17 protein-coding genes are annotated in these 24,802 nt (G+C 43.6%); 5 read left to right on the forward strand and 12 right to left on the reverse strand.

Going from position 1 to position 24,802, the window contains the following annotated elements:
- Positions 1–36: 36 nt before the first annotated feature.
- The 5 genes from hslU to priA form a co-directional block, all read right to left on the reverse strand.
- Entirely contained in the window at positions 37–1,371 is a 1,335-nt protein-coding gene (gene hslU / locus AC4IFO_RS17310; protein ID WP_353244369.1) for an ATP-dependent protease ATPase subunit HslU, read from the reverse strand.
- 11 nt (positions 1,372–1,382) lie between these two features.
- On the reverse strand, positions 1,383–1,913 hold the full coding sequence (gene hslV / locus AC4IFO_RS17315; protein ID WP_004265304.1) for an ATP-dependent protease subunit HslV: 531 nt from the start codon (positions 1,911–1,913) through the stop codon (positions 1,383–1,385).
- A gap of 166 nt (positions 1,914–2,079) precedes the next feature.
- Positions 2,080–2,895 carry a cell division protein FtsN gene (gene ftsN / locus AC4IFO_RS17320; RefSeq protein WP_490736254.1) on the reverse strand — a complete coding sequence of 272 codons (816 nt, stop codon included), beginning with the start codon at positions 2,893–2,895 and terminating at the stop codon, positions 2,080–2,082.
- 73 nt (positions 2,896–2,968) lie between these two features.
- Complete coding sequence (cytR, locus tag AC4IFO_RS17325) at positions 2,969–3,997, reverse strand: DNA-binding transcriptional regulator CytR (RefSeq protein WP_219245034.1); 1,029 nt, start codon at positions 3,995–3,997, stop codon at positions 2,969–2,971.
- 349 nt (positions 3,998–4,346) lie between these two features.
- The gene (gene priA, locus AC4IFO_RS17330; RefSeq protein WP_490736256.1) at positions 4,347–6,545 is read right to left on the reverse strand and encodes a primosomal protein N'; all 2,199 of its coding nucleotides are present in this window, start codon (positions 6,543–6,545) and stop codon (positions 4,347–4,349) included.
- 218 nt (positions 6,546–6,763) lie between these two features.
- Here priA and rpmE point away from each other — a divergent pair, with 218 nt between their 5' ends.
- Positions 6,764–6,979: a 50S ribosomal protein L31 gene (gene rpmE / locus AC4IFO_RS17335; RefSeq protein ID WP_430263186.1), complete on the forward strand. Its 216-nt coding sequence runs from the start codon at positions 6,764–6,766 to the stop codon at positions 6,977–6,979.
- Between the two features lie 107 nt (positions 6,980–7,086).
- Here the strand turns inward: rpmE and AC4IFO_RS17340 are convergent, their stop codons facing one another.
- From AC4IFO_RS17340 to metJ, 3 genes are all read right to left on the reverse strand, one after another.
- A complete protein-coding gene (locus AC4IFO_RS17340) occupies positions 7,087–9,258 on the reverse strand; it encodes an autotransporter domain-containing protein (RefSeq protein WP_490736259.1) in 2,172 nt (723 codons plus the stop codon).
- Positions 9,259–9,802: 544 nt separating this feature from the next.
- Complete coding sequence (locus AC4IFO_RS17345; protein ID WP_490736261.1) at positions 9,803–10,546, reverse strand: hypothetical protein; 744 nt, start codon at positions 10,544–10,546, stop codon at positions 9,803–9,805.
- A 210-nt stretch (positions 10,547–10,756) separates the two neighbouring features.
- Positions 10,757–11,074: a met regulon transcriptional regulator MetJ gene (gene metJ, locus AC4IFO_RS17350; protein WP_004265315.1), complete on the reverse strand. Its 318-nt coding sequence runs from the start codon at positions 11,072–11,074 to the stop codon at positions 10,757–10,759.
- A gap of 315 nt (positions 11,075–11,389) precedes the next feature.
- Between metJ and metB the strand changes: the two genes are divergently transcribed.
- The 3 genes from metB (at position 11,390) to ppc (ending at position 18,046) form a co-directional block, all read left to right on the forward strand.
- Positions 11,390–12,550: a cystathionine gamma-synthase gene (gene metB / locus AC4IFO_RS17355; RefSeq protein WP_490736263.1), complete on the forward strand. Its 1,161-nt coding sequence runs from the start codon at positions 11,390–11,392 to the stop codon at positions 12,548–12,550.
- Positions 12,551–12,561: 11 nt separating this feature from the next.
- On the forward strand, positions 12,562–15,003 hold the full coding sequence (locus AC4IFO_RS17360) for a bifunctional aspartate kinase/homoserine dehydrogenase II (RefSeq protein ID WP_490736265.1): 2,442 nt from the start codon (positions 12,562–12,564) through the stop codon (positions 15,001–15,003).
- A gap of 403 nt (positions 15,004–15,406) precedes the next feature.
- Positions 15,407–18,046, forward strand: coding sequence for a phosphoenolpyruvate carboxylase (gene ppc, locus AC4IFO_RS17365; protein ID WP_490736267.1), 2,640 nt, complete (start codon positions 15,407–15,409; stop codon positions 18,044–18,046).
- 247 nt (positions 18,047–18,293) lie between these two features.
- Here the strand turns inward: ppc and gadC are convergent, their stop codons facing one another.
- Together gadC and gad are read right to left on the reverse strand one after the other, a co-directional pair.
- Positions 18,294–19,841 (reverse strand): glutamate/gamma-aminobutyrate antiporter, encoded by a 1,548-nt coding sequence (gadC, locus tag AC4IFO_RS17370; RefSeq protein WP_490736269.1) that lies wholly within the window; start codon positions 19,839–19,841, stop codon positions 18,294–18,296.
- A gap of 101 nt (positions 19,842–19,942) precedes the next feature.
- The gene (gene gad, locus AC4IFO_RS17375) at positions 19,943–21,343 is read right to left on the reverse strand and encodes a glutamate decarboxylase (protein WP_490736271.1); all 1,401 of its coding nucleotides are present in this window, start codon (positions 21,341–21,343) and stop codon (positions 19,943–19,945) included.
- A 667-nt stretch (positions 21,344–22,010) separates the two neighbouring features.
- Between gad and AC4IFO_RS17380 the strand changes: the two genes are divergently transcribed.
- Positions 22,011–22,292 carry a hypothetical protein gene (locus tag AC4IFO_RS17380; protein WP_490736273.1) on the forward strand — a complete coding sequence of 94 codons (282 nt, stop codon included), beginning with the start codon at positions 22,011–22,013 and terminating at the stop codon, positions 22,290–22,292.
- A 231-nt stretch (positions 22,293–22,523) separates the two neighbouring features.
- On the opposite strand, the gene metF is transcribed toward AC4IFO_RS17380, so the two are convergent.
- Positions 22,524–23,408: a methylenetetrahydrofolate reductase gene (gene metF, locus AC4IFO_RS17385; RefSeq protein WP_490736275.1), complete on the reverse strand. Its 885-nt coding sequence runs from the start codon at positions 23,406–23,408 to the stop codon at positions 22,524–22,526.
- A gap of 232 nt (positions 23,409–23,640) precedes the next feature.
- Complete coding sequence (argE, locus tag AC4IFO_RS17390) at positions 23,641–24,795, reverse strand: acetylornithine deacetylase (RefSeq protein ID WP_490726793.1); 1,155 nt, start codon at positions 24,793–24,795, stop codon at positions 23,641–23,643.
- Positions 24,796–24,802 lie beyond the last annotated feature (7 nt).

Here is a 24,802-nt window from a genome sequence, read left to right on the forward strand (position 1 = left end):
TATTAAGGATACATGAAAACCTGATAATTAATAAGATTATAAAATAAATCTGCTCAAGTCTTCGTCCGCAACTAGCTCATCTAAGTGCTGTTTCACGTATTGCGCATCAATTTGGATGGTCTGGCCATTACGGTCGCTCGCATCAAAAGAGATGTCTTCCATTAAACGCTCAAGCACTGTATGCAGGCGGCGTGCACCGATGTTTTCGGTAGACTCATTGACCTGCCATGCCGATTCCGCAATTTTACGGATACCGTCAGTTGTGAACTCAATATTCACGCCTTCAGTCGCCATCAGCGCTTTATATTGTTCCGTTAAAGAGGCATTTGGCTCCGTTAAGATACGCACAAAATCTTCAGTGGTCAGTGCTTGTAACTCAACACGAATTGGCAAACGGCCTTGCAATTCAGGAATTAAATCCGACGGGCTAGAGACTTGGAACGCACCAGAGGCAATAAACAGGATATGGTCAGTTTTTACCATACCGTGTTTAGTGGAAATAGTACAACCCTCGATAAGTGGCAGTAAGTCACGCTGTACCCCTTCACGAGAAACATCAGGCCCTGAGCTTTGCCCACCGCGTTTACAGATTTTGTCGAACTCATCGATAAACACGATACCGTTTTGCTCAACGGCTTCGATAGCTTGTTCTTTTAACTCTTCTGGGTTAACGAGCTTGGCCGCTTCTTCTTCCACCAGCAGTTTGAATGCCTCTTTGATTTTCATCTTACGAGGTTTCTGTTTTTGTCCTGCGAGGTTTTGGAACATTGATTGCAGCTGGTTGGTCATCTCTTCCATGCCGGGAGGTGCCATAATTTCAACGCCCATTGGCGATGCAGCGACTTCAATCTCAATTTCTTTATCGTCTAACTGACCTTCACGTAATTTTTTACGGAAAGTTTGGCGTGCTGGCGAATGCTCGTCTGTTGGTTCAGATTGGCCCCAGTTGTTTTTCGCGGGTGGAATTAATACATCCAGAATGCGCTCTTCCGCCATTTCTTCCGCGCGATAGCGGTTTTTTTCAATGGATTGCAGACGCACCATTTTCACTGCGGAGTCAGTTAAATCACGGATAATGGAGTCGACTTCTTTACCCACATAACCGACTTCAGTAAATTTGGTTGCTTCAACTTTGATAAATGGCGCATTGGCTAATTTTGCAAGGCGGCGGGCAATTTCAGTTTTACCGACCCCTGTTGGGCCAATCATCAGAATATTTTTCGGTGTAACTTCATGGCGTAACACTTCGTTTAACTGCATACGGCGCCAGCGGTTACGCAGGGCTATCGCAACAGAACGTTTAGCTTTGTTTTGGCCAATAATATGATTGTCGAGTTCGCTGACAATTTCGCGTGGAGTCATTTCGGACATGCTAACAATCCTTATGATTTTGAAGAAATTTCTTCAAAGTTGACATTATGGTTGGTGTAAATACAGATATCACCCGCAATGGCGAGTGCTTTTTCCGCGATTTCTTTCGCGCTTAAATCTGTATTTTCTAACAGTGCACGTGCGGCAGATTGTGCATAAGGACCACCTGAACCGATAGCGATCAAATCGTTTTCTGGCTGAACGACGTCACCATTACCAGTAATGATGAGGGAGGTATGTTCATCCGCTACGGCAAGCAGTGCTTCCAGCTTGCGTAGCATACGGTCTGTGCGCCAATCTTTAGCGAGTTCTACGGCCGCTTTGGTTAAATGGCCTTGGTGCAGTTCGAGTTTGCGTTCGAACAGTTCAAAAAGCGTGAATGCGTCTGCGGTGCCACCGGCAAATCCGGCAATGACTTTATCATTATAGAGACGGCGAACTTTGCGGACATTGCCTTTCATGACGGTATTACCCATCGTCGCCTGTCCATCACCACCAATTACGACCTGGCCATTACGGCGAACACTTACGATTGTTGTCATGAGTTAGCCCCTGGTTTTATTACAAAAAAATGCAGTTGAGTTTTATTTTCGAGAGACAAAACCCAAGTGATAGTTGTTGATTAGCTATCACTTGGACTAGGTTGAAGATAAAAACAACCGCTCATGAGTGCGTTAAAACAGTAGATGGGGTGGGGGATGGGGTTTTTCAACCCCCTGATGCACGAAGAATACAACCGGAAACGCCAACACCTGCTGCGCGGTCGCGCATTTTCTCTGCGGTTGACTTGGAATAAGGGCCAAGAACAATGCGATGCCAGCCACCACCTTCGGTCACTCTGCTTTCAATCCCAGCAAACGCTAATGTTGCACGAACAGACTCCGCTTGGTCGGCAGTACGGAATGAGCCACATTGTACCAACATGTTTTGCATGTTATTGGCAGGTTTTGGCTCCGCGGGTGTCGCTGGCTGTACTGGGGCAATTGGCGCGGCAGGGCGAGTTTCTGGTTTCGGTTCAGTATTCACAATGGGTTTGCGTTGAACAGGTTCAATCGGTTGAGCTGGCTCATTAATGATCACTTGCGAACGTGGAACAGGCTTGCCATTGGACGGAACCTCTTGCAGGTTTGTCACGGGTTGGCGCCTATCGGAGTCCATTTGCTCTAATAGCTGGCGTTGTTCAGGGGTTAAATCTGAAGGGCGCAGAATATTATTACCCGAGCTAGGTTGCTGGGTACTTGGCAAATCAACGCCGCGGCGTTCTAATTCTTTAATATAGCGCCAGCGTTCTTCAGGTTTAGGAGGAAGCGTGCTACCCGCAGGTGCTGAAGGCGTGGCAACTTGCGGCTGCGGCGCATCCTTTTTATTGTGGGTGATATAAAACAGGCCGCCAACAAATAGCACAACAATCGCGACTGCAACAACCAATGTGGTCATTGGTAGCCCTTGTGCTTTTTTTGATTTCCCTTTGCCTTTTTTACGGGCGGCTGACCGCCCTCGAGCTACATAATCTTTTTGTGCCACGCTATTAATTCACTAGTTATCAATTGTTAGCCATCATTTGGATTAACATGTTACTTAACCTGAACAATTTTGACTAGCTTTTAGGCGCTTTTGTGCTCTCTCTGATGATTAAATCAGAATCTAGGAGACGCGAACCCGGTGTTACGTTGTTGCCATGGATCTGTTCGAGCAATAATTGCATTGCATGATGACCAATTTCTGCGCGAGGTTGGTTCACGGTAGTTAATGCAGGCAACGTATATTTTGCTTGCTCTAGATTATCGAAGCCGACAAACGATAAATCATCCGGTAGGGTTAAGCCCATTTTTTTGGCTTGCCACATTGCGCCAATCGCCATGATATCACTTTGGCAAAAAATCGCAGTGGGTGGCTCAGGGAGTGATAACAGCGACTTCACCGCTTCAGCACCGCCTTCATGGGTAAAATCACCGCGAATAATATATTCTTCCCGCAGTTTTTCCCCTGTTCTCAGCATCGCTTTTTTGTAGCCTTCTAAACGGTATTGGCTCAGTGGCATATGCGATGGGCCTGCAATACAGGCGATCAGCTTGTGGCCTTGTTTTTGCAGGTAATGCGTCGCATTAAATGCCGCGGTTAAGTTATCGATATGCACCGTAGGCAGTTTTAATTCAGGGGCAAACTCATTCGCCATCACAATTGGTGGGAGGTTTTTTTGCTCTTCCGTCGAAATATCGAACGGGATATTAGAACCGAGCAACACCATGCCATCAATTTGTTTAGTAATAATCAGATTAATAAAGGCATTTTCTTGTTTTTCTTGGTGCTTACAGTCACCAATCAACACAAAATAACCTTCTTGCGCGGCAATTTCTTCAATGCCACAGACCACATCACTAAAAAATGGGTCACGGATATTGGGAACGAGTACAAGAATCGTTTTTGATTCATTGCGTTTATAGCTTCTTGCTAAGTTGTGAGGATAGTAGCCAACATCCATAACCGCTTGTTCGACTTTCTGGCGGGTCTGTAGGGAGACCTTTTCAGGGTTCATTAATGTTCTGGAGACCGTCGCTGTCGAAACGCCCGCGGCACTAGCAACATCTTTCATTGTTGCCGTGTTATTGTGTTTTTTACTTTCCACAACGCCTTCCTTAGATTGATTTAATCGTTTGCTTTTTTGAATGGCGCAAGCACGTCATTATTTATGATTAGAAGTTATTCTAATTAGATTCTCAATAATATCTGTTACCTAGTTTGCATAAAAAGTGTGACACGCATCATTTTTTAGAGCTGCTTCGCAAATTTCAAAAATAATTTAAGGGATTAAAAGATAAGTGAATCTCAAGTTGGTCGAAATTCACACAAAACAGGGCGTTTTATACAAAAAAAAGATAGTTCACAATATCAACAAACTGGAAGCGGAAAAGCGAAAGATTACTTATTGGACACTAAGGGTAAAATAAAATTTACCCTTTAAATTCGGTAATGCTTTAGCCATCCGTTGGGTCGACATCCACATTCCATTTTACTTTGCGGCTTTCTGGCTGTTTGAGAATTTCAGGTAATAATTGCGCCATAAAGTGTTGTAAGTAAGGGCGTGATGGGTGCTGTAGCAGGAGCTGCCAGCGGAAACGACCACCCCGTTTTGCTTGAATCGACGGAGATGGCCCTAAAATCCACAGTTTTGTATCACTTTGTGGGTGCTCAGTGATGTACTGACGGACATTTTGTAAGAATTGCCGCGAGTCTTGGTTATTGTGATCTTCAGAGCGGATCAAAATATGGTTGGTGTAAGGCGGGAGCATTGCCACATGGCGCTCTTCCATTGCTTCTTGAGTAAATGCATCATAACCACTTTCCAATAACGTCAGCAGCAAAGGGTGCTCGGGGTGGTGCGTTTGTAAAAAGACTTCCCCTTGCTTGCCTGCACGACCGGCACGTCCTGAAACCTGTACATATAGCTGAGCAAAACGCTCCGCGGCGCGAAAATCACTGGAAAACAACGCACCATCGACGTCCAGTAATGCCACTAAAGTGACATCGGGGAAATGGTGCCCTTTCGCTAACATTTGCGTGCCAATCAAAATACGTGCACCGCCTTCGTGTACTTGGTTTAAGTGCTGCTCAAGTTCCCCTTTTCGGCTGGTCGTGTCACGGTCAATACGTGTGACAGGGGTATCTGGGAACAGCTCGGATATGCCTTCTTCAAGCTGTTCTGTTCCCATCCCAACAGGCACTAAATGTGTTGAACCACATTGTGGGCATTGCCGAGGCACTGGGCGCTGGCTATCACAGTGGTGGCAGCGTAGCTGGTGGAAGTTTTGGTGCAACGTATAGTAATGGTCGCAGCGTTGGCACTCGGCAATCCAGCCGCATTCATGGCAAATCAAAGCGGGGGAATAACCACGGCGATTTAAAAACAAAATCACCTGATTATTTTGTGCTAGATGCTCTTTGATGTGCTGGATAAGTAAGTGTGAAAGACCAAATTTCAGTGGTTGGCCTTTTAAATCAATTAAATGCTGCGTTGCAGGACGAGCATTCCCCGCACGAATGGTCAGATTAAGCTGGCGGTATTTTTGCTGCTTCACATTGAGCAAGGTTTCGAGTGAAGGGGTTGCGGTACCCATCACAATGGGGATGTTATTTTTTTTCGCGCGAAAAACGGCTAAGTCCCGTGCGTGGTAACGCCAGCCATCTTGCTGTTTATATGAACTGTCGTGCTCTTCATCGATAATAATAATGCCAAGGTTGGCAAAGGGGGTAAAAAGAGCAGAACGCGTGCCAATAATGATGGCTGTTTGGCCTAACTTAGCGCGTAACCAGACGGCTAAACGCTCGCTATCATTAAGTGCTGAATGCAGCACATCCACAGGGGCGTTAAACCGTTCGCGGAATCGGTTAATGGTTTGTGGTGTTAAACCAATTTCAGGTACTAAAACAAGCGCTTGTTTTCCTTGCGCCAGCACATTCTCGAGCACACTCAAATAAACTTCCGTTTTCCCTGAGCCGGTGATCCCCGCCAGTAGCCAAGGTGAAAACTCATCGTCTTGAGCGCGTATTGCCCCGACAGCCGTGGCTTGTTCGCTATTTAGACGTAACCGTTCACCACAGACTTCAAAAGTTGGCTGCCATTTTTCGGCGCTTGGCTGTACAGGGTGCAACTCGATATAATCTTTCTTTTTAAGGGATTGCAGGGCGCTTTCACTGATTTCAAGCTCACTGACTTGATGACGATAAACTGCGCGGCGCTTGAGCAACGCTAACGCTTGTTGCTGTTTGGGCGATCGCTTAAATTCATTGAGATCGGCTGCGATCCCCGTTTCAGTCACTTGCCATTGCCAGATTGGCGTAAACTCAGCCGCTTTTCCTTGGCGCAGTAAAGTCGGTAAGGCATGAAAGAGCACTTCACCTATTGGGTAATGGTAATATTGAGAAGACCATAATAAGAGTTGCCACACATCATCAGGAAACAGCGTTTGCGTGTCGAGAACCAGTTCGATGGTTTTAAGCTGGTCTTCTGCAAATTCGCTTTTATCACTATGTTTGACCACGATCCCAAGGGCTTGGCGTTTACCAAATGGCACCATCACGCGGCTCCCCACGACAGGAAGCGGCATGTTATCTGGGAGTCGATAATCAAAAGTGCGGTTCAAAGGAACAGGTAAAGCCACCTGAACGACGATCATAACTGGATTTCCGTCTGTTTTTTGTTCGATGTTAAGCGCGATAGCCAACTAGAATATCACAAAATTTACGCGTTTTTCATTGCGTGGCAAATAGAATTTCTGTATGATCCGCCGCCTTTGGTACTTAATTTTACCAATACATTAAATTCAATCAACACGACGTGTGGTGTCCGGCGTTAGGGCTGGAATGGCGACACGGCCTTATTAGAGGTTCTCCCATGAAAAAAGGTATTCACCCTAAATACGAAGAAATTACTGCAACTTGTTCTTGCGGTAATGTAATGAAAATTAATTCAACTGCTGGTCACTCGCTGAACCTGGACGTTTGTGGTAACTGCCACCCGTTCTACACTGGTAAACAGCGTGATGTTGCGACTGGTGGTCGTGTTGATCGCTTTAACCAACGTTTCAGCATCCCAGGTTCTAAGAAATAATCGAACTTGTGAAATGCGAAAAAAAGGGAAACTGAGTTTCCCTTTTTTAATGCCTGAAATATGACTAAAAGTGTTATTCGCCCTTCGCCATATATTGTGGTCTGTTCCTACCAGTGATAAGAATAACTTAAACCAACATTAACACTGTCATGTTTGTAGTCAGTTTGTTGCCACCCAACCATTGTACGAACGGTTGAATTTTTAGTGACATTAACATTGAGTCCAGCAGAAACATAAGGGTTCACAGTGCGTTCAGCTCCTTTATCATAGGCGTATGCACCGATGTAAGGAATATAACCTGTGAATGCATCTCGGTCGCTATTCAATTTGATATCTGTACCAATTTTGCCATCTAATTGGAATATCTCATTGATATTATGTTTGATATTCATACCCAGCTGTACATCAGTACGTTTGTTGCCCATACGGCCATATTCTGCGGCAAACTCTGCACTTTTATGCTCTGTATAGCTACTACGGCTCATCTTTTTATGGGATAGCGCGATTTCAGGTATGAATTGTGTTTGAGGTGTCACAGATATACCATAGCCAACACTCAGGCGGGCTTGGTAGCCTTTGATAGTGGCATTTCCTTCTCCCGCTTCTGTATTCGTTAGTGTATCACGTGTAATGTTGACACCCTGGTTTAAATAAGAAGCAGATAAATCAGCGTATAAGCCATCATTATTACGGTTTTGTTGGTAGCGGGTAAATAAGCCAACTGCAGGCCGATTATTGCTTCGAGTGTCATAGTTATCTGCTAAAGTTGTGCTATGAGCAAAATTAACGGCAGCGCCTACTGTCCAGTTTTCTGCTGGTAAACGTAACGCACTATACAGGCCTGTGGCGATGCGGTGGCTATCGCTTAAGCTGTCATATTGGGAAAAAAGGCCAACGCAGTAGTCACTTTCGCCTAATTGGCAACGGCTATTGCTTAACGTATTTAAGCTGCTTTGATAAAGGTCGAGGACTTTAAATCCTCGATTTGCTGTACGGGACATAGCTTGGCTTGAATTGGTCGCATCTACAGTGACAACACTCGGATCAGTCTTTGAGCCTTTTATTTTCCAAAGGGTAGCGTGAATATCTCCTTCATCCGTATTGGCCGCGCCAACAATAATGAGGCCATCGGCAGAAGTGGCATATGCTGTTGATGAGCCACTGTTATCGGACGCTAATGTCCCTAAGCCAACCATGCCTGTTTTCTCTGACCAACGATAGGCTTGATTATCACCGCTATCAGTATTTGCTTCTCCAACAATAATAGTGCCGTCTTCAGTCATGTCTAAGGCGGTGGAGAACCCTGAGCCGTTTTTATCTAAAGATCCTAGCCCAACCATGCCTGTTTTTTCTGTCCAACGAAATGCTTGCCGCCCTTGACCACGGTCTGTATCTGCATCACCAACAATAACGGAACCATCTTTTGAGACAAAATCAGCATCAGAATAACCACTTTTATCGGCTCTAAGCGTACCAAGGCCAATCATTCCCGAACCTTCTGTCCATCTAAAAGCATTACTTGCACCGTTATCAACGTCTGATGAGCCTGTGATCACTTGGCCATTTGCAGAGGCGCCATTAGCGGCTGAGTTACCAGAACCATCGGATTTAAGAGTGCCTAAATTCGTCATGCCTGTTTTTTCTGTCCAGCGGAAGGCATTCATTGCTCCGTGGTCGGTGGAAGAATCTCCTACAATTGTTGAACCGTCGGCTGAAATGCCATTAGAATCAGACCTCCCTGCGTTGCCTGTTTCAAGTGTGCCTAAATTCCGCATACCAGTACTTTCTGTCCAAACAAATGCAGATGCACTGTTTATTCCTGTTGATACTTGGCCAGTAATAACTTTGCCATCATTAGAAATAGATTGAGCATAAGAATGCCCATTTGGGTTTAAGCTTTCCATTCCGTTCTTTTCTGTCCAACGAAATGCTTGGCCAAATCCATTATCTGTTTCTGAATAGCCTATAATCACAGAGCCATCTTTTGACATACCATTGGTTGTTGCTGCACCACTATTATCAGATTTTAGTGTGCCTAAATTAACCATGCCACTTTTTTCAGTCCAACGAAAAATATTATCTCTTTGAGTATTGGTTGAAATTGTTCCAAGGATAACTTTACCATCGGCAGATATATGAACTGCTTCAGAATTAAGCCCTTTTCGATTATCTAAGCTTATTTTCTTTTCTATTTCTAGAGGTTTATTTGTTGCATAACTTTGAGCTGTTAATATTGAAATACCAATAGCAACTAGCACACTGATTTTATTTTTTTTCATAATATTTCGCATAATAAAAAGAAGTAGATTAAAGTAATTAGTTACTAAGGTTATTATCGTTAAAATAAACGAGTAAATAACGTGATAACTATTTTGTTATTATAATCCAACATAAATCAAATTTGCTGTTATACCTTGATTCTTTTTAGAAATAAAAAGAATGAGCTAAAATTATTGGTGAGATAATATATTTTAATGAGTATATAAAAGAAAAAAGTTAGATATAGGTGTTTTATCTTAACTTTGAGGTTTGTTTTCAATATTGAGATTATGTAAATAAGAAAAATATTAAATTAATTTTTTCGATAATGACTATTTTCTGATGAGTATGTAACACGTAACACAATGAAAAAATACGCATTAAATTTAATGAGCATAATAAGTGCTCGTTTTTTACGAAAAAATAAATATATTTAAGGATCATGTAATTGAAAAGTGTGAATTATTGATATTAAAACTTAAATTTGTGAGTAAATTTAAATTTTAATACCAATAATGCTTAGTGAGTTCATTAATTTAAGACACTAAGCATTCAGTATAATCATCAACGCTTACGGCACGGTGCTGGTGCGTATTGCGTATCTGCTGGGAACGGGTTGGCTTCACAATCGGGTAATTCTTCACGGACTTCAAAGAGTGCGAAACCAATAACACCAATATTCCGTTCATCGCCTTGGGCATTTTGGTTCACATAGGATTCTTCAGGGGCGGCAAAGCGGAATGCAGCAACTTGGTCTTGGCTTTTACGAAAACCTTCAATAGTGACTTCACTTCTTGGGCGAATTAAATATCCGCTATTTTGATAAGAACCCGCGCGGCCATTTAATACATCAATCCCATCGACGCTTGTTACGACCTCATAAATGCGATTTCTATCGGTATTTTTGATGGTTAATTGATACCGTTGGCCTTCTTGTGCAGGCAAAATATATTGACCTTGGTTATTACGGTACATCGGCATCTTACGGCCACGTTCATTTGTCACCTGAATTTCGATAGGGGATAACGCGATATAATTCATGGTTTGAATATTATTCGGAACGCGTTCGCCACGGTAATAGATAGCGGCAGTATCAAAAGGAGTATTGGTTAAGCGTGTGGCATTAACGGTGGTGACCGCAGAATTGACATCCTCCCCCCATTTTGTCCCAAGCTTTTTCGCTGAAGCTTGAGATTCTGCAACATCTTTATAGTCTTGGGACTCTACATATGGGCGATTCCCACACCCTGCAGTGACCATCATTACGCCGCTTAGTAGTCCTATTAAAGCCAGATTGTATTTATTCATTGCGCGACCCTTCGTGATTTTAATTATTAGCTATAGATATGGATTAATAGCCAAAAGTGTAGAGTGTGCGAGTGAATAAAGCCTGAGGGGGATTCTGAATTAAACATAATTCAGAGGAATCTAGCGGGTTTTTTGTCTAGATAGAGGCACTACGCCACGGGGATGGTGGCGTAGTACGGATTTTGGAATGCGTAAGTCTCGTCGTAAGAATTAATATTCCCACGTTTCTGGGTCGATACCCAATTCGCGCATAATTTCTTTTGCGGCTTCAGGGATCTCGTCATTGCGCTCTTTACGCAGATCTTCATCATTTGGCAGTGGTTGGCCGGTGAATGCATGTAAAAATGCTTCACACAGTAATTCACTGTTAGTGGCATGACGTAAGTTGTTAATCTGACGACGAGTACGTTCGTCAGTTAAAATTTTGAGTACCTTCAACGGAATAGATACTGTAATTTTTTTTACTTGCTCACTCTTTTTGCCATGTTCAGCATACGGACTGACATATTCACCATTCCATTCAGCCATGAGATACCTTGGATATTTTCAGTAATAATAAAAAATAATATGCATATTCTTTTTCATAGAAACTTATTCTAAGCTCTAAATCGAAAAAAACGGCATATATGTTAGGCGCGACTTAACGTAGTTTATCACAAAATGTTATGTAAAATTAACGAGCTAAGTCCACTTATGCGATTGACTATCAATTTACACATAATTATTAGGGCTGATTATTCCATTACTTGATATAAACGTAAAGAGGTTTAGACGTCTAGATATGTTGACGTCTAAACATCCGATGGGTATGATTTGATCTATCACTGTTCAGGAGAAGCGTTTATGACTTACAAGCCGTCAACCATCGCAATTCATAATGGATTAAATGAAGACCAACAATTTGGTTGCGTAGTGCCTCCCATTTATTTATCTAGCACTTATAATTTTACTGACTTTAATGAGCCCCGCGCCCATGATTATTCACGCCGTGGTAACCCCGGTCGTGATATTGTGCAAAAAACATTGGCGCAACTGGAAGGCGGCAGCGGTGCGGTGATGACAAACAGCGGTATGTCGGCGCTTCACCTGATTTGCACTGTGTTTTTACGTCCGGGGGATTTATTAGTCGCCCCTCATGATTGTTACGGTGGTAGTTATCGTTTATTTAACAGCCAACATGAGCGCGGGGCATACCAAGTTCAATTTGTTGATCAAAGTGATGAGGTGGCGTTAAAAGCGGCGCTGGCGAAAAAACCAAAATTAGTCCTCATCGAAACGCCAAGTAACCCGTTATTAAGAATTTTTGATATCCAGCAAATTGCTCAATTAGCCCACGAAGCGGGGGCATTAGTAGTGGTGGACAATACGTTTTTGAGTCCAGTACTTCAGCAGCCTATTTCACTCGGTGCCGATTTTGTGGTGCATTCGTGTACAAAATACCTTAATGGTCACTCAGATATTGTGGCAGGGGTAGTGGTTGCAAAAGAGGAGAAATGGGCAATAGAATTAGCCTGGTGGGCCAATAATATTGGTGTAACAGGTGGGGCGTTTGATAGCTATTTATTATTAAGGGGTATTCGAACCTTGTCCCCGCGTATTTTACAGCAACAACAAAATGCGCATGAAATCGTAAAATATCTTAAAGCTCAGCCTTTGGTCAAAAAATTGTATTATCCTGCATTGAAAGATCATCCGGGCCATGAAATTGCACTCAAACAGCAAAAAGGGTTTGGGGCGATGCTAAGTTTTGAATTTGCAGGTGATGAGGCTCAACTACGCCATTTCTTGCGTGCACTAAAGCTGTTTACATTAGCCGAATCATTGGGTGGGGTCGAAACCTTGATTTCACATACAGCAACAATGACCCATGCAGGGATGTCAGCACAGGCGCGTTTCGAGGCTGGCATTACAGACAGTTTATTGCGTATTTCAGTCGGGATTGAAGATGCGCAGGATTTAATTGCAGATTTAGACCAAGCATTTAAGGTTGCGGCACAACGTTAGCGGAGTTTTTGATGAGTGTACTAACAGCGGTTGAGGTGGCACCTTGTCACCGTCAGTTACATAAGTTTGGGGGAAGTAGTCTCGCGGATGCAAAGTGTTACCAGCGAGTTGCGACTATTATGGCAAATTATAGCCAACCCGGTGATTTAATGGTGGTTTCCGCAGCTGGCAGTACAACTAATCAATTGATTAATTGGCTAAAGCTGAGCCAAAGTGATCGCATATCAGCCCATCAGGCACAGCAGTCTTTACGTCGTTACCAACTGGATTTAATCGAAAGCCTTCTTCCTGAAAAACAAGCAGCAGTATTGAGCCAGCTATTTATTGAAGATTTAGAACGTTTAAGCGCATTGCTTGACCAACCGATTAACGATGCAACGTATGCCGAAGTTGTTGGGCATGGTGAAATTTGGTCAGCGCGTTTGATGTCAGAAGTGTTAGCACAAACAGCGATGCCAAGTGCATGGTTGGATGCACGTTTATTTCTACGTGCAGAGCGTGCCGCGCAGCCACAAGTTGATGAAATACAGTCTCGTTATTTGCTACAGCAACAGTTAACGCAATTGCCTAATCGCCGTATTGTTGTGACTGGGTTTATTTCACGTAATCAACAGGGTGAAACTGTTCTTTTGGGGCGTAATGGGAGTGACTATTCCGCGACTCAAGTGGGTGCACTGGCTGATGTGGCGAAAGTAACCATTTGGAGTGACGTTGCTGGGGTGTACAGTGCGGATCCCCGTAAAGTGAAAGATGCGTGTTTGCTGCCTTTATTACGTCTTGATGAAGCAAGTGAATTAGCGCGACTTGCAGCCCCTGTTCTGCATACGCGCACGTTACAGCCTGTATCGGTGAGTAATATCGATTTGCAACTCAGATGCAGTTACCAGCCAGAACAAGGTTCCACAAAAATTGAGCGTGTTTTGGCGTCTGGTGCAGGGGCAAAAATTGTCACCAGTCATGATGATGTGTGCTTAATTGAGTTACGTATTGCGGCCAGTCGTGATTTCAAACAAATCTGCAAAGATGTGGATTTATTGCTCAAACGTGTTCAGTTACGCCCACTTGCGCGGGGAATTCATGATGACCGTGCGCTAATTCAGCTTTGTTATACCTCTGAAATTGTTGAAAGTGCGCTAAATGTGCTTGAAGAAGCGGCTTTACCGGGGTCGTTATCCTTACGGGAAGGCTTTTCTTTAGTCGCTTTAGTTGGTGCGGGTGTGTGTAAAAAGCCGCTACATAGCCACCGTTTCTATGAAGAGCTTAAAGGCCAACCGGTCGAATTTATTTGGCACTCTGAAGATGCCATTAGCCTAGTTGCCGTGCTGCGCACTAACCAAACTGAGCACCTGATCCAAGGCATGCACCAAAGCTTATTCCGCGCCGAAAAGCGCATTGGCTTAGTGTTGTTTGGTAAAGGGAATATTGGGGCGCGCTGGTTAGAGCTTTTTGCCGCAGAACAACACAATATCTCTGCTCGCAGTGACTTTGATTTTGTGTTGGCAGGCGTGGTGGATAGTCGCCGTAGTTTATTGAATTATCAAGGTATCGACCCAAGTCGTGCATTAGCGTTTTTTGATGATGAAGCCGTCGAACATGAAGATGATAACTTGTTCCTGTGGATGCGTTCACACCCTTATGATGACTTAGTGGTTCTCGATGTCACTGCTAGTGAAGCATTGGCGGAGAGCTATGTGGATTTTGCAAGTTACGGTTTCCATGTGATCAGCGCCAATAAAATCGCTGGGGCGGCACAAACAGAGCAATATCGCCAAATTCGTGATGCCTTCTCAAAAACAGGCCGTCACTGGTTGTATAACGCAACGGTGGGGGCAGGGTTACCCATCAACTATACTGTGCGCGATTTAAAAGAAAGTGGTGATGGGATCTTAGCCATTAGCGGTATTTTCTCGGGCACATTGTCTTGGCTATTTTTGCAATTTGATGGCTCAGTACCCTTTAGCGAACTTGTCGAGCAGGCATGGCAACAGGGCTTAACGGAGCCTGACCCACGCATTGACCTTTCAGGGCAAGACGTGATGCGCAAGCTGATTATTCTAGCGCGTGAGGCCGGTTATGATATCGAACCCGATGAAGTGCGTGTTGAATCACTTGTGCCGAAACAAGCACAGACAGGCTCTTTAGATGAGTTTTTCGAAAATAGTGCAATCATCAATGAGCAAATGCAGCAACGCTTAGAAGCGGCGCAAGAGCTCGGGTTAGTGCTGCGTTATGTTGCGCGGTTTGATGCGGTGAAAGGGAAAGCGAAAGTGGGCGTGGAAGCGGTAAAACCCGACCACCCACTGGCCTCATTATTACCGGGGGATAACGTTTTTGCTATCGAAAGTCGCTGGTACCGTGATAACCCATTAGTGATCCGTGGCCCAGGAGCGGGGCGCGATGTCACCGCTGGGGCAATTCAGTCAGATTTAAACCGACTTTCCCAATTGTTGTAGTGATTTTTTGCGTGTATTGGTGCTCTTATTTTTATACAGAGCGCCAATACATCATGAAATTTTTTAATTCTCGCCCTTTTTTCCCTCTTTTTATTCTGATGATTTAATTCTTCAACATTATTCATGTCTTAAAAGTGCTGAATCGACGATATATTGCGCTGAAACAATACTTAAATAAGAAAAATTAATAAAAATAAGGCTGTAATTAAATTTCAGAAAAATCCCCCAAAGCCATTTTTTTCTGATATGAATATACACTCAAGGGTAAATTTAGCGGGCTGCATCACAAAACGACAACTCTAACGCAGCCGACTGAAATTTTGTTACAGGAAACAGGTCGCAGTCTGTTAACCGTGCTTAGTGCGGGGATGCATTCTGCCAGAAGCACAAGGTCAGGAGTCTCATGAATCAGCAATATTCCGCAATGCGCAGTAATGTCAGTATGCTGGGTAAGCTACTCGGCGATACCATCAAGGAAGCACTAGGCGAGGACATACTTGATAAAGTTGAATCCATTCGTAAGCTTTCCAAATCCTCCCGTGCAGGTAATGAAGTTCAGCGCCAAAAGTTGCTGATGACATTGCAAAACCTCTCGAATGATGAATTGCTTCCCGTTGCAAGGGCATTTAACCAATTTTTAAACCTGACTAACGTGGCTGAGCAATACCACAGTATTTCTCCACACGGTGAAGCTGCAAGCAACCCAGTGGCATTGAAAAAATTATTCAGCCGCTTAAAAGACAAAAGCTTTACCGATAACGATATTCAAAAAGCGGTGGAGCAGCTATCCATTGAGCTAGTGTTAACCGCGCACCCCACTGAAATTGCGCGCCGTACACTGATCCACAAACTGGTTGAGGTAAATAATTGTTTATCGCAACTCGACCACGACGATATTGCTGATTACGAACGCAATAATATTATGCGTCGTCTGCGCCAATTAGTGGCTCAATCATGGCATACGGATGAAATCCGTAAAATTCGCCCAACGCCAATTGATGAAGCAAAATGGGGCTTTGCGGTTGTTGAAAACTCGTTGTGGGAAGGTGTCCCTGCATTTTTACGTGAGTTTAATGAGCAACTGGAAGAGTCTATCGGGGCTGTTCTCCCTGTCGAAGCCAACCCAATCCGCTTTACATCATGGATGGGCGGCGACCGCGACGGTAACCCAAATGTGACAGCTGATGTCACTCGTCACGTGTTGCTATTAAGCCGTTGGAAAGCTGCCGATTTATTCCTGAAAGATATTCAGGTGCTGGTGTCTGAGCTGTCCATGACAGAGGCTACACCTGAACTGCGTGCTTTAGCAGGTGGGGATGATGTCGACGAGCCATATCGCCAAATAGCGAAAAACCTGCGTAGCCAATTATTCTCTACTTTAGAATATTTAGAGCGCCGCGTGAAAGGCGAACAAGTTCTGCCACCCGCAGACCTGTTAACGGATAACGCCCAGTTATGGGACCCACTATACGCTTGTTATCAATCATTAATTGCCTGCAATATGAAAATTATTGCCAATGGCCAGTTGCTGGATACCTTACGCCGCATTCGCAGCTTTGGTTTACAACTGGTACGCATTGATGTGCGCCAAGAGAGTACGCGTCATACGGATGCAATTGCAGAACTCACTCAATATTTAGGGTTGGGTGACTATGCACAGTGGTCTGAAGAGGAAAAACAACAATTCCTGTTAACGGAATTGCAGTCCCGTCGCCCATTGATCCCACAAGATTGGCAGCCAAGCGCAGAAACTCAAGAAGTGTTTGAAACCTGCCGTGTGATCGCGAAAGCGAAAAATGACTCTATCGCAGCGTACGTCATTTCAATGGCAAAAGTGCCTTCAGATGTTTTAGCGGTAAAATTATTGCTCAAAGAAGCAGGCGCCTCCATTCGCCTGCCTGTTGCACCGTTATTTGAAACCCTTGAGGACTTAAATAACGCCGAAAGCGTCATGACAAAACTGTTAAGCATTGAATGGTATCGTGAGCTTATCGACGACCGCCAAATGGTAATGATTGGCTACTCAGACTCCGCGAAAGATGCGGGTGTGATGGCAGCATCATGGGCACAATACCGTGCGCAAGATGCGTTAATCAAACTGTGTGAAAAAGAGGGCGTGACGCTGACATTATTCCACGGCCGTGGCGGTACAATCGGTCGTGGCGGTGCGCCAGCACATTCTGCGTTACTGTCCCAACCACCGGGAAGCTTAAAAGGTGGTTTACGTGTGACTGAGCAAGGGGAAATGATCCGCTTTAAGTTCGGTCTACCACAAGTCACTATTAGCAGCCTTGCGCTGTATGCAAGTGCGATTTTAGAAGCGAATTTATTACCACCACCAGAGCCAAAAAATGAGTGGAAATCTGTTATGGATTCGCTGTCTGATGTGTCTTGCGCGATGTACCGTGATTATGTGCGTGAGCAACCGGACTTTGTCCCGTATTTCCGTGCGGCAACACCAGAGCAAGAGCTTGCTAAATTACCATTAGGTTCACGCCCTGCTAAACGTCGCCCAACGGGTGGTGTGGAAACCTTGCGTGCCATTCCATGGATTTTTGCATGGACACAAAACCGCTTAATGCTGCCAGCATGGTTAGGTGCTGGAGCTGCACTGAAACATGTTATTGAGCAAGAAGGCAAACAATCGGTGCTTGATGAAATGTGGCAGCAGTGGCCGTTCTTTAATACGCGCATTGCGATGTTAGAGATGGTGTATGCCAAGGCTGACCTGTGGCTGGCGGAATATTATGATCACCGTTTAGTAGAAGAGCGTTTATGGCCATTGGGTCAAAAACTGCGTGACCAGTTATCGGATGATATTAAAAGCGTGCTGGCGGTGTCGAAAGATGAAGCGTTAATGGCAGATTTGCCATGGATTGCAGAATCTATCGCTCTGCGTAACGTATATACCGACCCACTTAACGTGTTGCAGGCAGAATTATTGCACCGTTCTCGCCAACAGGAGCACCCAGATCCGCGTGTTGAACAAGCCCTGATGGTGACCATTGCGGGTGTGGCGGCAGGGATGCGTAATACGGGTTAGTTTCTTATTGAATTATAAGCAGTAACATGGTTTTATCAGGCCTAAGTAAACCACCCGCAAGCGGGTGGGTCAGACTGCTGACAAACCGATTAGGTTTGGCTGCAGGTTGGATAGGTTTTGAAAATAGACGAGGAAAATCAATTCTTTGATTTTCAGCTGATAACACAAAGCAGGAAAAACCACGCTTTTATCCTGCTTTGTCAACAACCTCACCACCCGCAAGCGGGTGGTTTTTTATATCAGCCTATTATTTCGGATTGTTCTTTTGGCTATCATGATGAATTAAATGATAGGTAGAACGAGCTCTAGGGTGGATAAAAAAGTGATTTTTTGGGGCGTTATGCGCCTTAATATGCACCAGTGAGACAGGGATGGTTTTACCTTGTTTACTGTGGAATGCGTAAATAACAAATGGCAACAAGAAAATAATCACAAAGCTCACTGCAAGTAGCGTGACATACGTATTATCACTTGTTCCACTCGGTAGCGAACTTGGCGGGAAGAATGAAACGACGAATGCCAAGATGGAAATAATTAAGCCAACGACAGCCACTAGGACTTTAAAGCTTTTCCCACCCGGAATATTGAATGCACGTTTTTTCTCAGGTTGTTTACACACTAAATGGATATAACCTAAGAACAGCATAAAATAGCTACATAAGTAGATAACAACGGTCAAGGCCAAGGCAATTAAGAAGGACATATTACCGCCGCCACCTGTGTTAGTGAGTACAACGATGGCAATCGTGGTAATAAGTAATTGAGAAATCACTAAGGTGACAGGTACCCCATTTTTATTCACTTTTGCAAAACTTTGCGGCAGGATGCCTTTTTGAGCAGCCACATACATCCCTCTTGAAGGTCCAACAATCCATGACGCGATTTCAGCTAATACTCCAAGCAACAGCAATGCTGCGATGATCCGTACTGCCCACTCAAGTGTTGAGTTAAAGTGAGTCACCAGAACGTTAAAGGTTTGTACAACGCCTGCGGAGAGGTTGATCTCACTATTTGGGATCACCGCTGCGACAGATAAGCCCCCTATCGAACTTAAACAAATGGCGGCAATCATCAGTAGAAACATCGCTGCGGGATAGTCTCTACCCGGGTTTTTCATTTCATTAACGTGGGTTGCTGACGCCTCTACACCCATATAACTTAAGATAAAGGCGACAAAAACAACCAATGTCCCTATTTTAGTAAAATCAGGGAAAAAAGTGGAGGTACTGATTTCAATCGCAAGCGGTGCTCCACTGGCTAAATAGCTAACAGCTAAAAACACTAAAATGAGTGCAGGGAGTAAAATACCGGCGAAAAAACCGACTTTTGCAATCGTGGCAGTATATTTTGTCCCACCGAATTGTGTGAAGGCCAAAACCCATAGAATAACCAGTGCACCTATTGTTTTAGTCACAGGATCGGTGTTGAGTTCAGGCCAATTAAGAATGTATGACAGTGCCCCTAACACAAAATACAGCATGGGAATAAAGCCGATTGCAATTTGCAGGTAGCCAAAGGAAATAGCCGCAAATCCCCAGCGTTCCCCGAGGGTGTTTGAAACCCAAGCAAAAACACCACCTTCCTCCCAACCTTCAACTGTCGCCATCTCAGCCGCACAAAGTGCGACAGGAATAAACCACAGCAATCCACCCAATAATAAGAAAAATACCAAACTAAAACCTGAGGTTGCGAATGTCGGGTATTCGTAGACTGCCATTACCATAGAAGCAGTAATTGCAAAGAAGCCTAACAATGTCAGCTGTTTTGCGGCTGGAGCTGTCGTTGTTGTTGCCATACGAGTTCTCCTTAAATCCAGATATAATCTGCCTGTTTAGCGCAGATCCGAATAGAAGCCAAAGAACCTGAAGTTCTTTGGCTTAATAGACAAAAAATACATTAACTGTGGTTGAAGCCGCCGCCTTCTTCTTCAGTGAGTGGTTTATTGACAGGGTGTTTATCAAAATAACCGAGGGTTCGTTTAAAGTCATCGATAAGCAGTGCGGCTAAGTCTAGGCTCACACCATGACGTACTAAAATACGTTGAACGACTAAGTCTTCACGATTTGCAGGCATTGAATAGGCGGGAACTTGCCAACCACGGCTACGTAGTTTATCGGCAATGTCGTATAAGGAATAGTTGCTGGTGGCTGCACCTTTTTTGAGCTTCCAAGCAAGTGCAGGGATCCCTTGTTGGCTGTCACCATCAAAAATCATTTCAAATGGCCCTAATTTCTCTATTTCACGTGCGAGGAATTGTGCGGTTGCATAACAGGCATTATGAATTTTTGCGTAACCTTCGCGACCCAGCCTGAGGAAATTATAGTATTGCGCAATAATTTGCCCGCCAGGGCGAGAGAAGTTAAGTGCGAAGGTTGGCATGTTGCCACCTAAGTAGTTCACGTTAAAAATCAATTCTTCAGGTAAGTCTTTTGCTTCACGCCAGATTACCCAGCCAGCACCAAGTGGTGCTAAGCCAAATTTATGGCCTGAAGAGTTAATGGATTTTACGCGAGGTAAACGAAAATCCCATTCTAAATCTGGCGCACAAAATGGCGCTAAGAAACCACCACTTGCACCGTCAACGTGAATAGGAATATCAAGCCCCGTTTCTTTTTGCAGTTTATCGAGTGCATCATGAACGGCTTTTACTGGCTCATATTGGCAGGTAAATGTGACTCCTAAAGTTGGCACAACCCCAATGGTATTTTCATCAACCCGTTTTAAGACCTCTTCAGGGCTCATAATGAGACGCTCGCCTTCCAATGGTATCTCTCGGAGCTCCACATCGAAGTAGCGAGCAAATTTATGCCAACATACTTGAACGGGTCCGCAAATCATATTTGGTTTATCGGTTGGTTTACCTTGCGCAGCACGCTTCTTACGCCATTGCCATTTTAGTGCCAAGCCACCCAACATTGCGGCCTCTGAAGAGCCAATCGTTGAGCACCCAAGGGTATTTTCTACATCAGGTGAATGCCAAAGGTCGGCCAACATGCGTACACAACGGTTTTCTATTTCGGCTGTTTGAGGGTATTCGTCTTTATCTATCATGTTTTTATCAATAGATAAGTCCATGAGATCTCGAATCTCATCATCCACCCATGTTTGACAAAACGTGGCGAGGTTTTGACGCGAATTACCGTCTAACATTAATTCATCACGCACTGCGTTAAATACATTACGCGGGTCTTGTTCTTTTAATGGGAATTTATTCTTCGGTAAAGATTTGGATAATTCGAGTGATGCATAAATATCATCTATCCCACTATGTTTTGAATTTGAAACGTTATTACTCATATCTAAAACCCCTCAATAACTATGTGGTGATTATTTCATGTTGGTTTTTGAGCTCAATATTAAATATACGCCAATTTTCGGTTATACCCAAAGATATAAATTTAAAAAATAAAATAAATTTGAATTCTCACTTGAGGGGTAATTAGGTATCGATATGTTTAATATAAGTTTTTAACTAATGTGAAAATTATTAAATATCATTTTCTTTACTTCGTTAATAGGCACTTTGTGAAATTTAATGCTGTCATGTTTAATGAATTAAGCTTTGTTATCCATTTTTTTACCTATTTTGTGATTTTTGTTTTATTTGTGTTGGTGCTGTGGCTCTGAGAGATTATCCGCTATAGTTTATGTATATATAAAATTTCATTCATGTTAAATGTTGTAATGATATTTAAATGATGGTTTTCATGATATTAAAAGTTATTTAAATTTATTTAAAATGATAACTATCAAATATGAGGTATCTAAATGAAATGTCATTTTTTGATTATTATTGGAATGTTTCATTATTATTATTTTTATTCAATGTGATGGGATTTAACGCTTATCGTTGTATGGTTTATTCTCTATTTTGAAAAATGTAGGCTGTGTATAATCTGATAATGATTGTTTATAACACAATGTTCTTATAACTATCAAAAATAGATTGTTTATTAAGGGGGGGATGTTAACAAGTGATGCCCACTATCATGCTTTTGCTTGTACTTCATTGGCAATCACTGATCAACACAAACATGTTTATCATGGAAGGACATTAGAGTTTTCATCAGATGAGCCTGAATCAATTTTGGCTTGTTACCCCAAATCACATGTCTTTCAGAGAAAAGCACCGGATGGGGTGTGGGCTTTGTCACAATATGCAATGGCAGAGTTAAAAAAACAATCCCTAAAAATGTATCAGTGGATCCGTTATTGGGAGAGGATGACATCTTCAAACTGTATTTAACGGAGCTCTCTGTCTGGACGGTACTGACCGATCTTCAAAGGGGAATATTGTTATTTCGGGGTTATAACAACCTTAACTATCAAAAGTTCACGTTAGAGCAGTTTGTCAATGAAAAAGAGCCTGTATTCATTCAGGTAAATATCCCAGACTCAGTTCTGGTTTAACGCTTTCATTATTTAAAGGTAATTCGGTGATAAAACAGCAGTTATATGTTTTATCACCGTGAATTGATTAAGGCCTAACCCCTAAAGTATGGCAGATGGCATAGGTGAGCTCAGAACGGTTCAGTGTGTAAAAATGAAAATCTTTCACACCTTCGCGGCTGAGGATCTTCACCATGTCCATGGCGATGGATGCCCCAACAAGGTTACGGCTTTCTGGGTCATCATCTAACCCTTCATACATTTTACTCATCCAAGCTGGAATGCGTACATTAGTCAGTTTGGCAAAACGCTCTAGTTGACGGAAGTTGGAAACGGGTAAAATACCCGGCACAATTTCCACATCGATACCTGTGGCCACACAGCGGTCACGAAAGCGCAAATAGCTTTCGACATCAAAGAAAAATTGGGTAATCGCACGGTTAGCGCCTGCTTCAATTTTCTTTCTCAGGTTGATTAAGTCAGCTTGCGCGCTTTTGGCTTCAGGGTGAACCTCAGGGTAAGCCGCCACAGAAATATCAAAATCGGCTTCACTTTTTAATAATTCAACCAAATCTGTCGCATACATATCGGGCTTATGGCTGCTATCAGGGAAATCACCCCGTAAGGCAACAATATGGCGAATACCATTATTCCAATAATCACGAGCGATAGATTTTAATTCATCTTTGCTGGCATCAATGCAGGTTAAGTGTGGCGCAGCCACTAATCCCGTTTTGTCTTTGATATCTTTAATGATGCTATGGGTTCTGTCCCGTTCGCCTGAGTTAGCACCATAGGTGACAGAGACAAATTTCGGTTTCAGGTTTTTGAGCCGATCGATGGATTTCCAAAGTGTCTGCTCCATCTCTTCACTGCGAGGTGGGAAAAATTCAAACGAAACATTAATTTGGCCATCTAATTCAGCTAAATTTTGATTTAGCGCTTCGCGCTGATTTGCGTGAAAAAAACTCATACCCTGTAACCTCGCAATTTTGCAGACTAACTATTATCTTTGTTAATTATTATATCCATGTATGCATCTATACGTTTAGACGTCTAAATAGAAATTACCAGATCGGTATCAATAGTCAATACTTAAATTAAATTATGAGGCTGATGTTTTTTCAGTCAGAACAGGAAAAAAATTCATGATAAAAAAACGCGACCCTTTTCAGCGTCGCGTTGATGTGAGTAGCTAGTTTGATTTATTCCGTGAAGCAGAAATGCTCAATCATTTGGCTAATTAACTGGCGGGTAGGCTCAATAAAGCGCATATCGATAAACTCATCGGGTTGATGGGCTTGTTCAATAGAGCCGGGGCCCAGAACTAAAGTTGGGCAAAGTTCTTGAATAAACGGCGCTTCGGTGCAGTAATTCACCGTATCGGCTTTTTGACCCAGCAACTGTTCTATCACCGCCACCATTTTGTGATCTGTCGGGCATTCATAACCTGGTATCGGTGGATGCATTGACTCAATGGCTAAGCGACCCGGCCATTTTGCCCGAACAGGTTCCAGGGCATCATTCAGTAGCTCATCCAAATCTTGCAATGTCAGCCCTGGTAATGGGCGAATATCCATATGTAATTCACAGCAACCACAAATACGGTTTGCCGCATCACCGCCATGAATATGACCGAAGTTCATGGTGGGATAAGGGATCACGAAAGCCGGGTTATTAAAACGCTCTTTCAATGTGTTACGCAGCGTCATTAAATGAGAAATCGACTCATGCATCAGCTCAATGGCATTGACACCACGCTCCGGGTCACTTGAATGCCCCGATTGCCCCGTAATGCGGATAGCGTTAGATAAATGGCCTTTATGTGCGCGTATTGGTTGTAATGAGGTCGGCTCACCGATAATGGCAAAGTCAGGGCGCAATGCAGTGTTCGCCGCAAAATAACGGGCTCCCGCCATCGAAGTTTCTTCATCTGCAGTCGCAAGGATATGCAGTGGGCGCTTGAGCTTCGCAAGATCCATATCACGCAGCGCATCGACAATAAAAGCAAAGAAGCCTTTCATGTCTGCGGTACCGAGGCCATAAAGCTTGCCATCGTGTTCTGTCAGCTCGAAAGGGTTTTTGCTCCAGCGGCCATCATCAAAAGGCACAGTGTCGGTATGGCCACATAACATCAGGCCACCATTACCCTCGCCAATGGAAGCTAGCAGATTATATTTATCACGTGTTTCCGGTACGGGTTGAATATTGACCGAAAACCCCAGCGTCTCTAACCACCCACCAAGGAGTTCCACAAGGGCTTTATTGCTCTGATCCAAATGAGAATCAGTCGCACTAATCGATGGAGTGGCAATTAATTGACGATAAATCTCAATAAATGCAGGTAATTTAATATTCACTGTTGAC

Source organism: Providencia sp. UF-224 (assembly GCF_058245955.1).

What these genes read in the sequence shown, in the direction of transcription:
- hslU (WP_353244369.1), bottom strand. Translation starts at nt 1,371, where the DNA reads ATGTCCGAAATGACTCCACGCGAAATTGTCAGCGAACTCGACAATCAT.
- hslV (WP_004265304.1), bottom strand. Translation starts at nt 1,913, where the DNA reads ATGACAACAATCGTAAGTGTTCGCCGTAATGGCCAGGTCGTAATTGGT.
- priA (WP_490736256.1), bottom strand. Translation starts at nt 6,545, where the DNA reads ATGATCGTCGTTCAGGTGGCTTTACCTGTTCCTTTGAACCGCACTTTT.
- rpmE (WP_430263186.1), top strand. Translation starts at nt 6,764, where the DNA reads ATGAAAAAAGGTATTCACCCTAAATACGAAGAAATTACTGCAACTTGT.
- AC4IFO_RS17340 (WP_490736259.1), bottom strand. Translation starts at nt 9,258, where the DNA reads ATGAAAAAAAATAAAATCAGTGTGCTAGTTGCTATTGGTATTTCAATA.
- AC4IFO_RS17345 (WP_490736261.1), bottom strand. Translation starts at nt 10,546, where the DNA reads ATGAATAAATACAATCTGGCTTTAATAGGACTACTAAGCGGCGTAATG.
- metJ (WP_004265315.1), bottom strand. Translation starts at nt 11,074, where the DNA reads ATGGCTGAATGGAATGGTGAATATGTCAGTCCGTATGCTGAACATGGC.
- metB (WP_490736263.1), top strand. Translation starts at nt 11,390, where the DNA reads ATGACTTACAAGCCGTCAACCATCGCAATTCATAATGGATTAAATGAA.
- AC4IFO_RS17360 (WP_490736265.1), top strand. Translation starts at nt 12,562, where the DNA reads ATGAGTGTACTAACAGCGGTTGAGGTGGCACCTTGTCACCGTCAGTTA.
- ppc (WP_490736267.1), top strand. Translation starts at nt 15,407, where the DNA reads ATGAATCAGCAATATTCCGCAATGCGCAGTAATGTCAGTATGCTGGGT.
- gadC (WP_490736269.1), bottom strand. Translation starts at nt 19,841, where the DNA reads ATGGCAACAACAACGACAGCTCCAGCCGCAAAACAGCTGACATTGTTA.
- gad (WP_490736271.1), bottom strand. Translation starts at nt 21,343, where the DNA reads ATGAGTAATAACGTTTCAAATTCAAAACATAGTGGGATAGATGATATT.
- AC4IFO_RS17380 (WP_490736273.1), top strand. Translation starts at nt 22,011, where the DNA reads ATGTTAACAAGTGATGCCCACTATCATGCTTTTGCTTGTACTTCATTG.
- metF (WP_490736275.1), bottom strand. Translation starts at nt 23,408, where the DNA reads ATGAGTTTTTTTCACGCAAATCAGCGCGAAGCGCTAAATCAAAATTTA.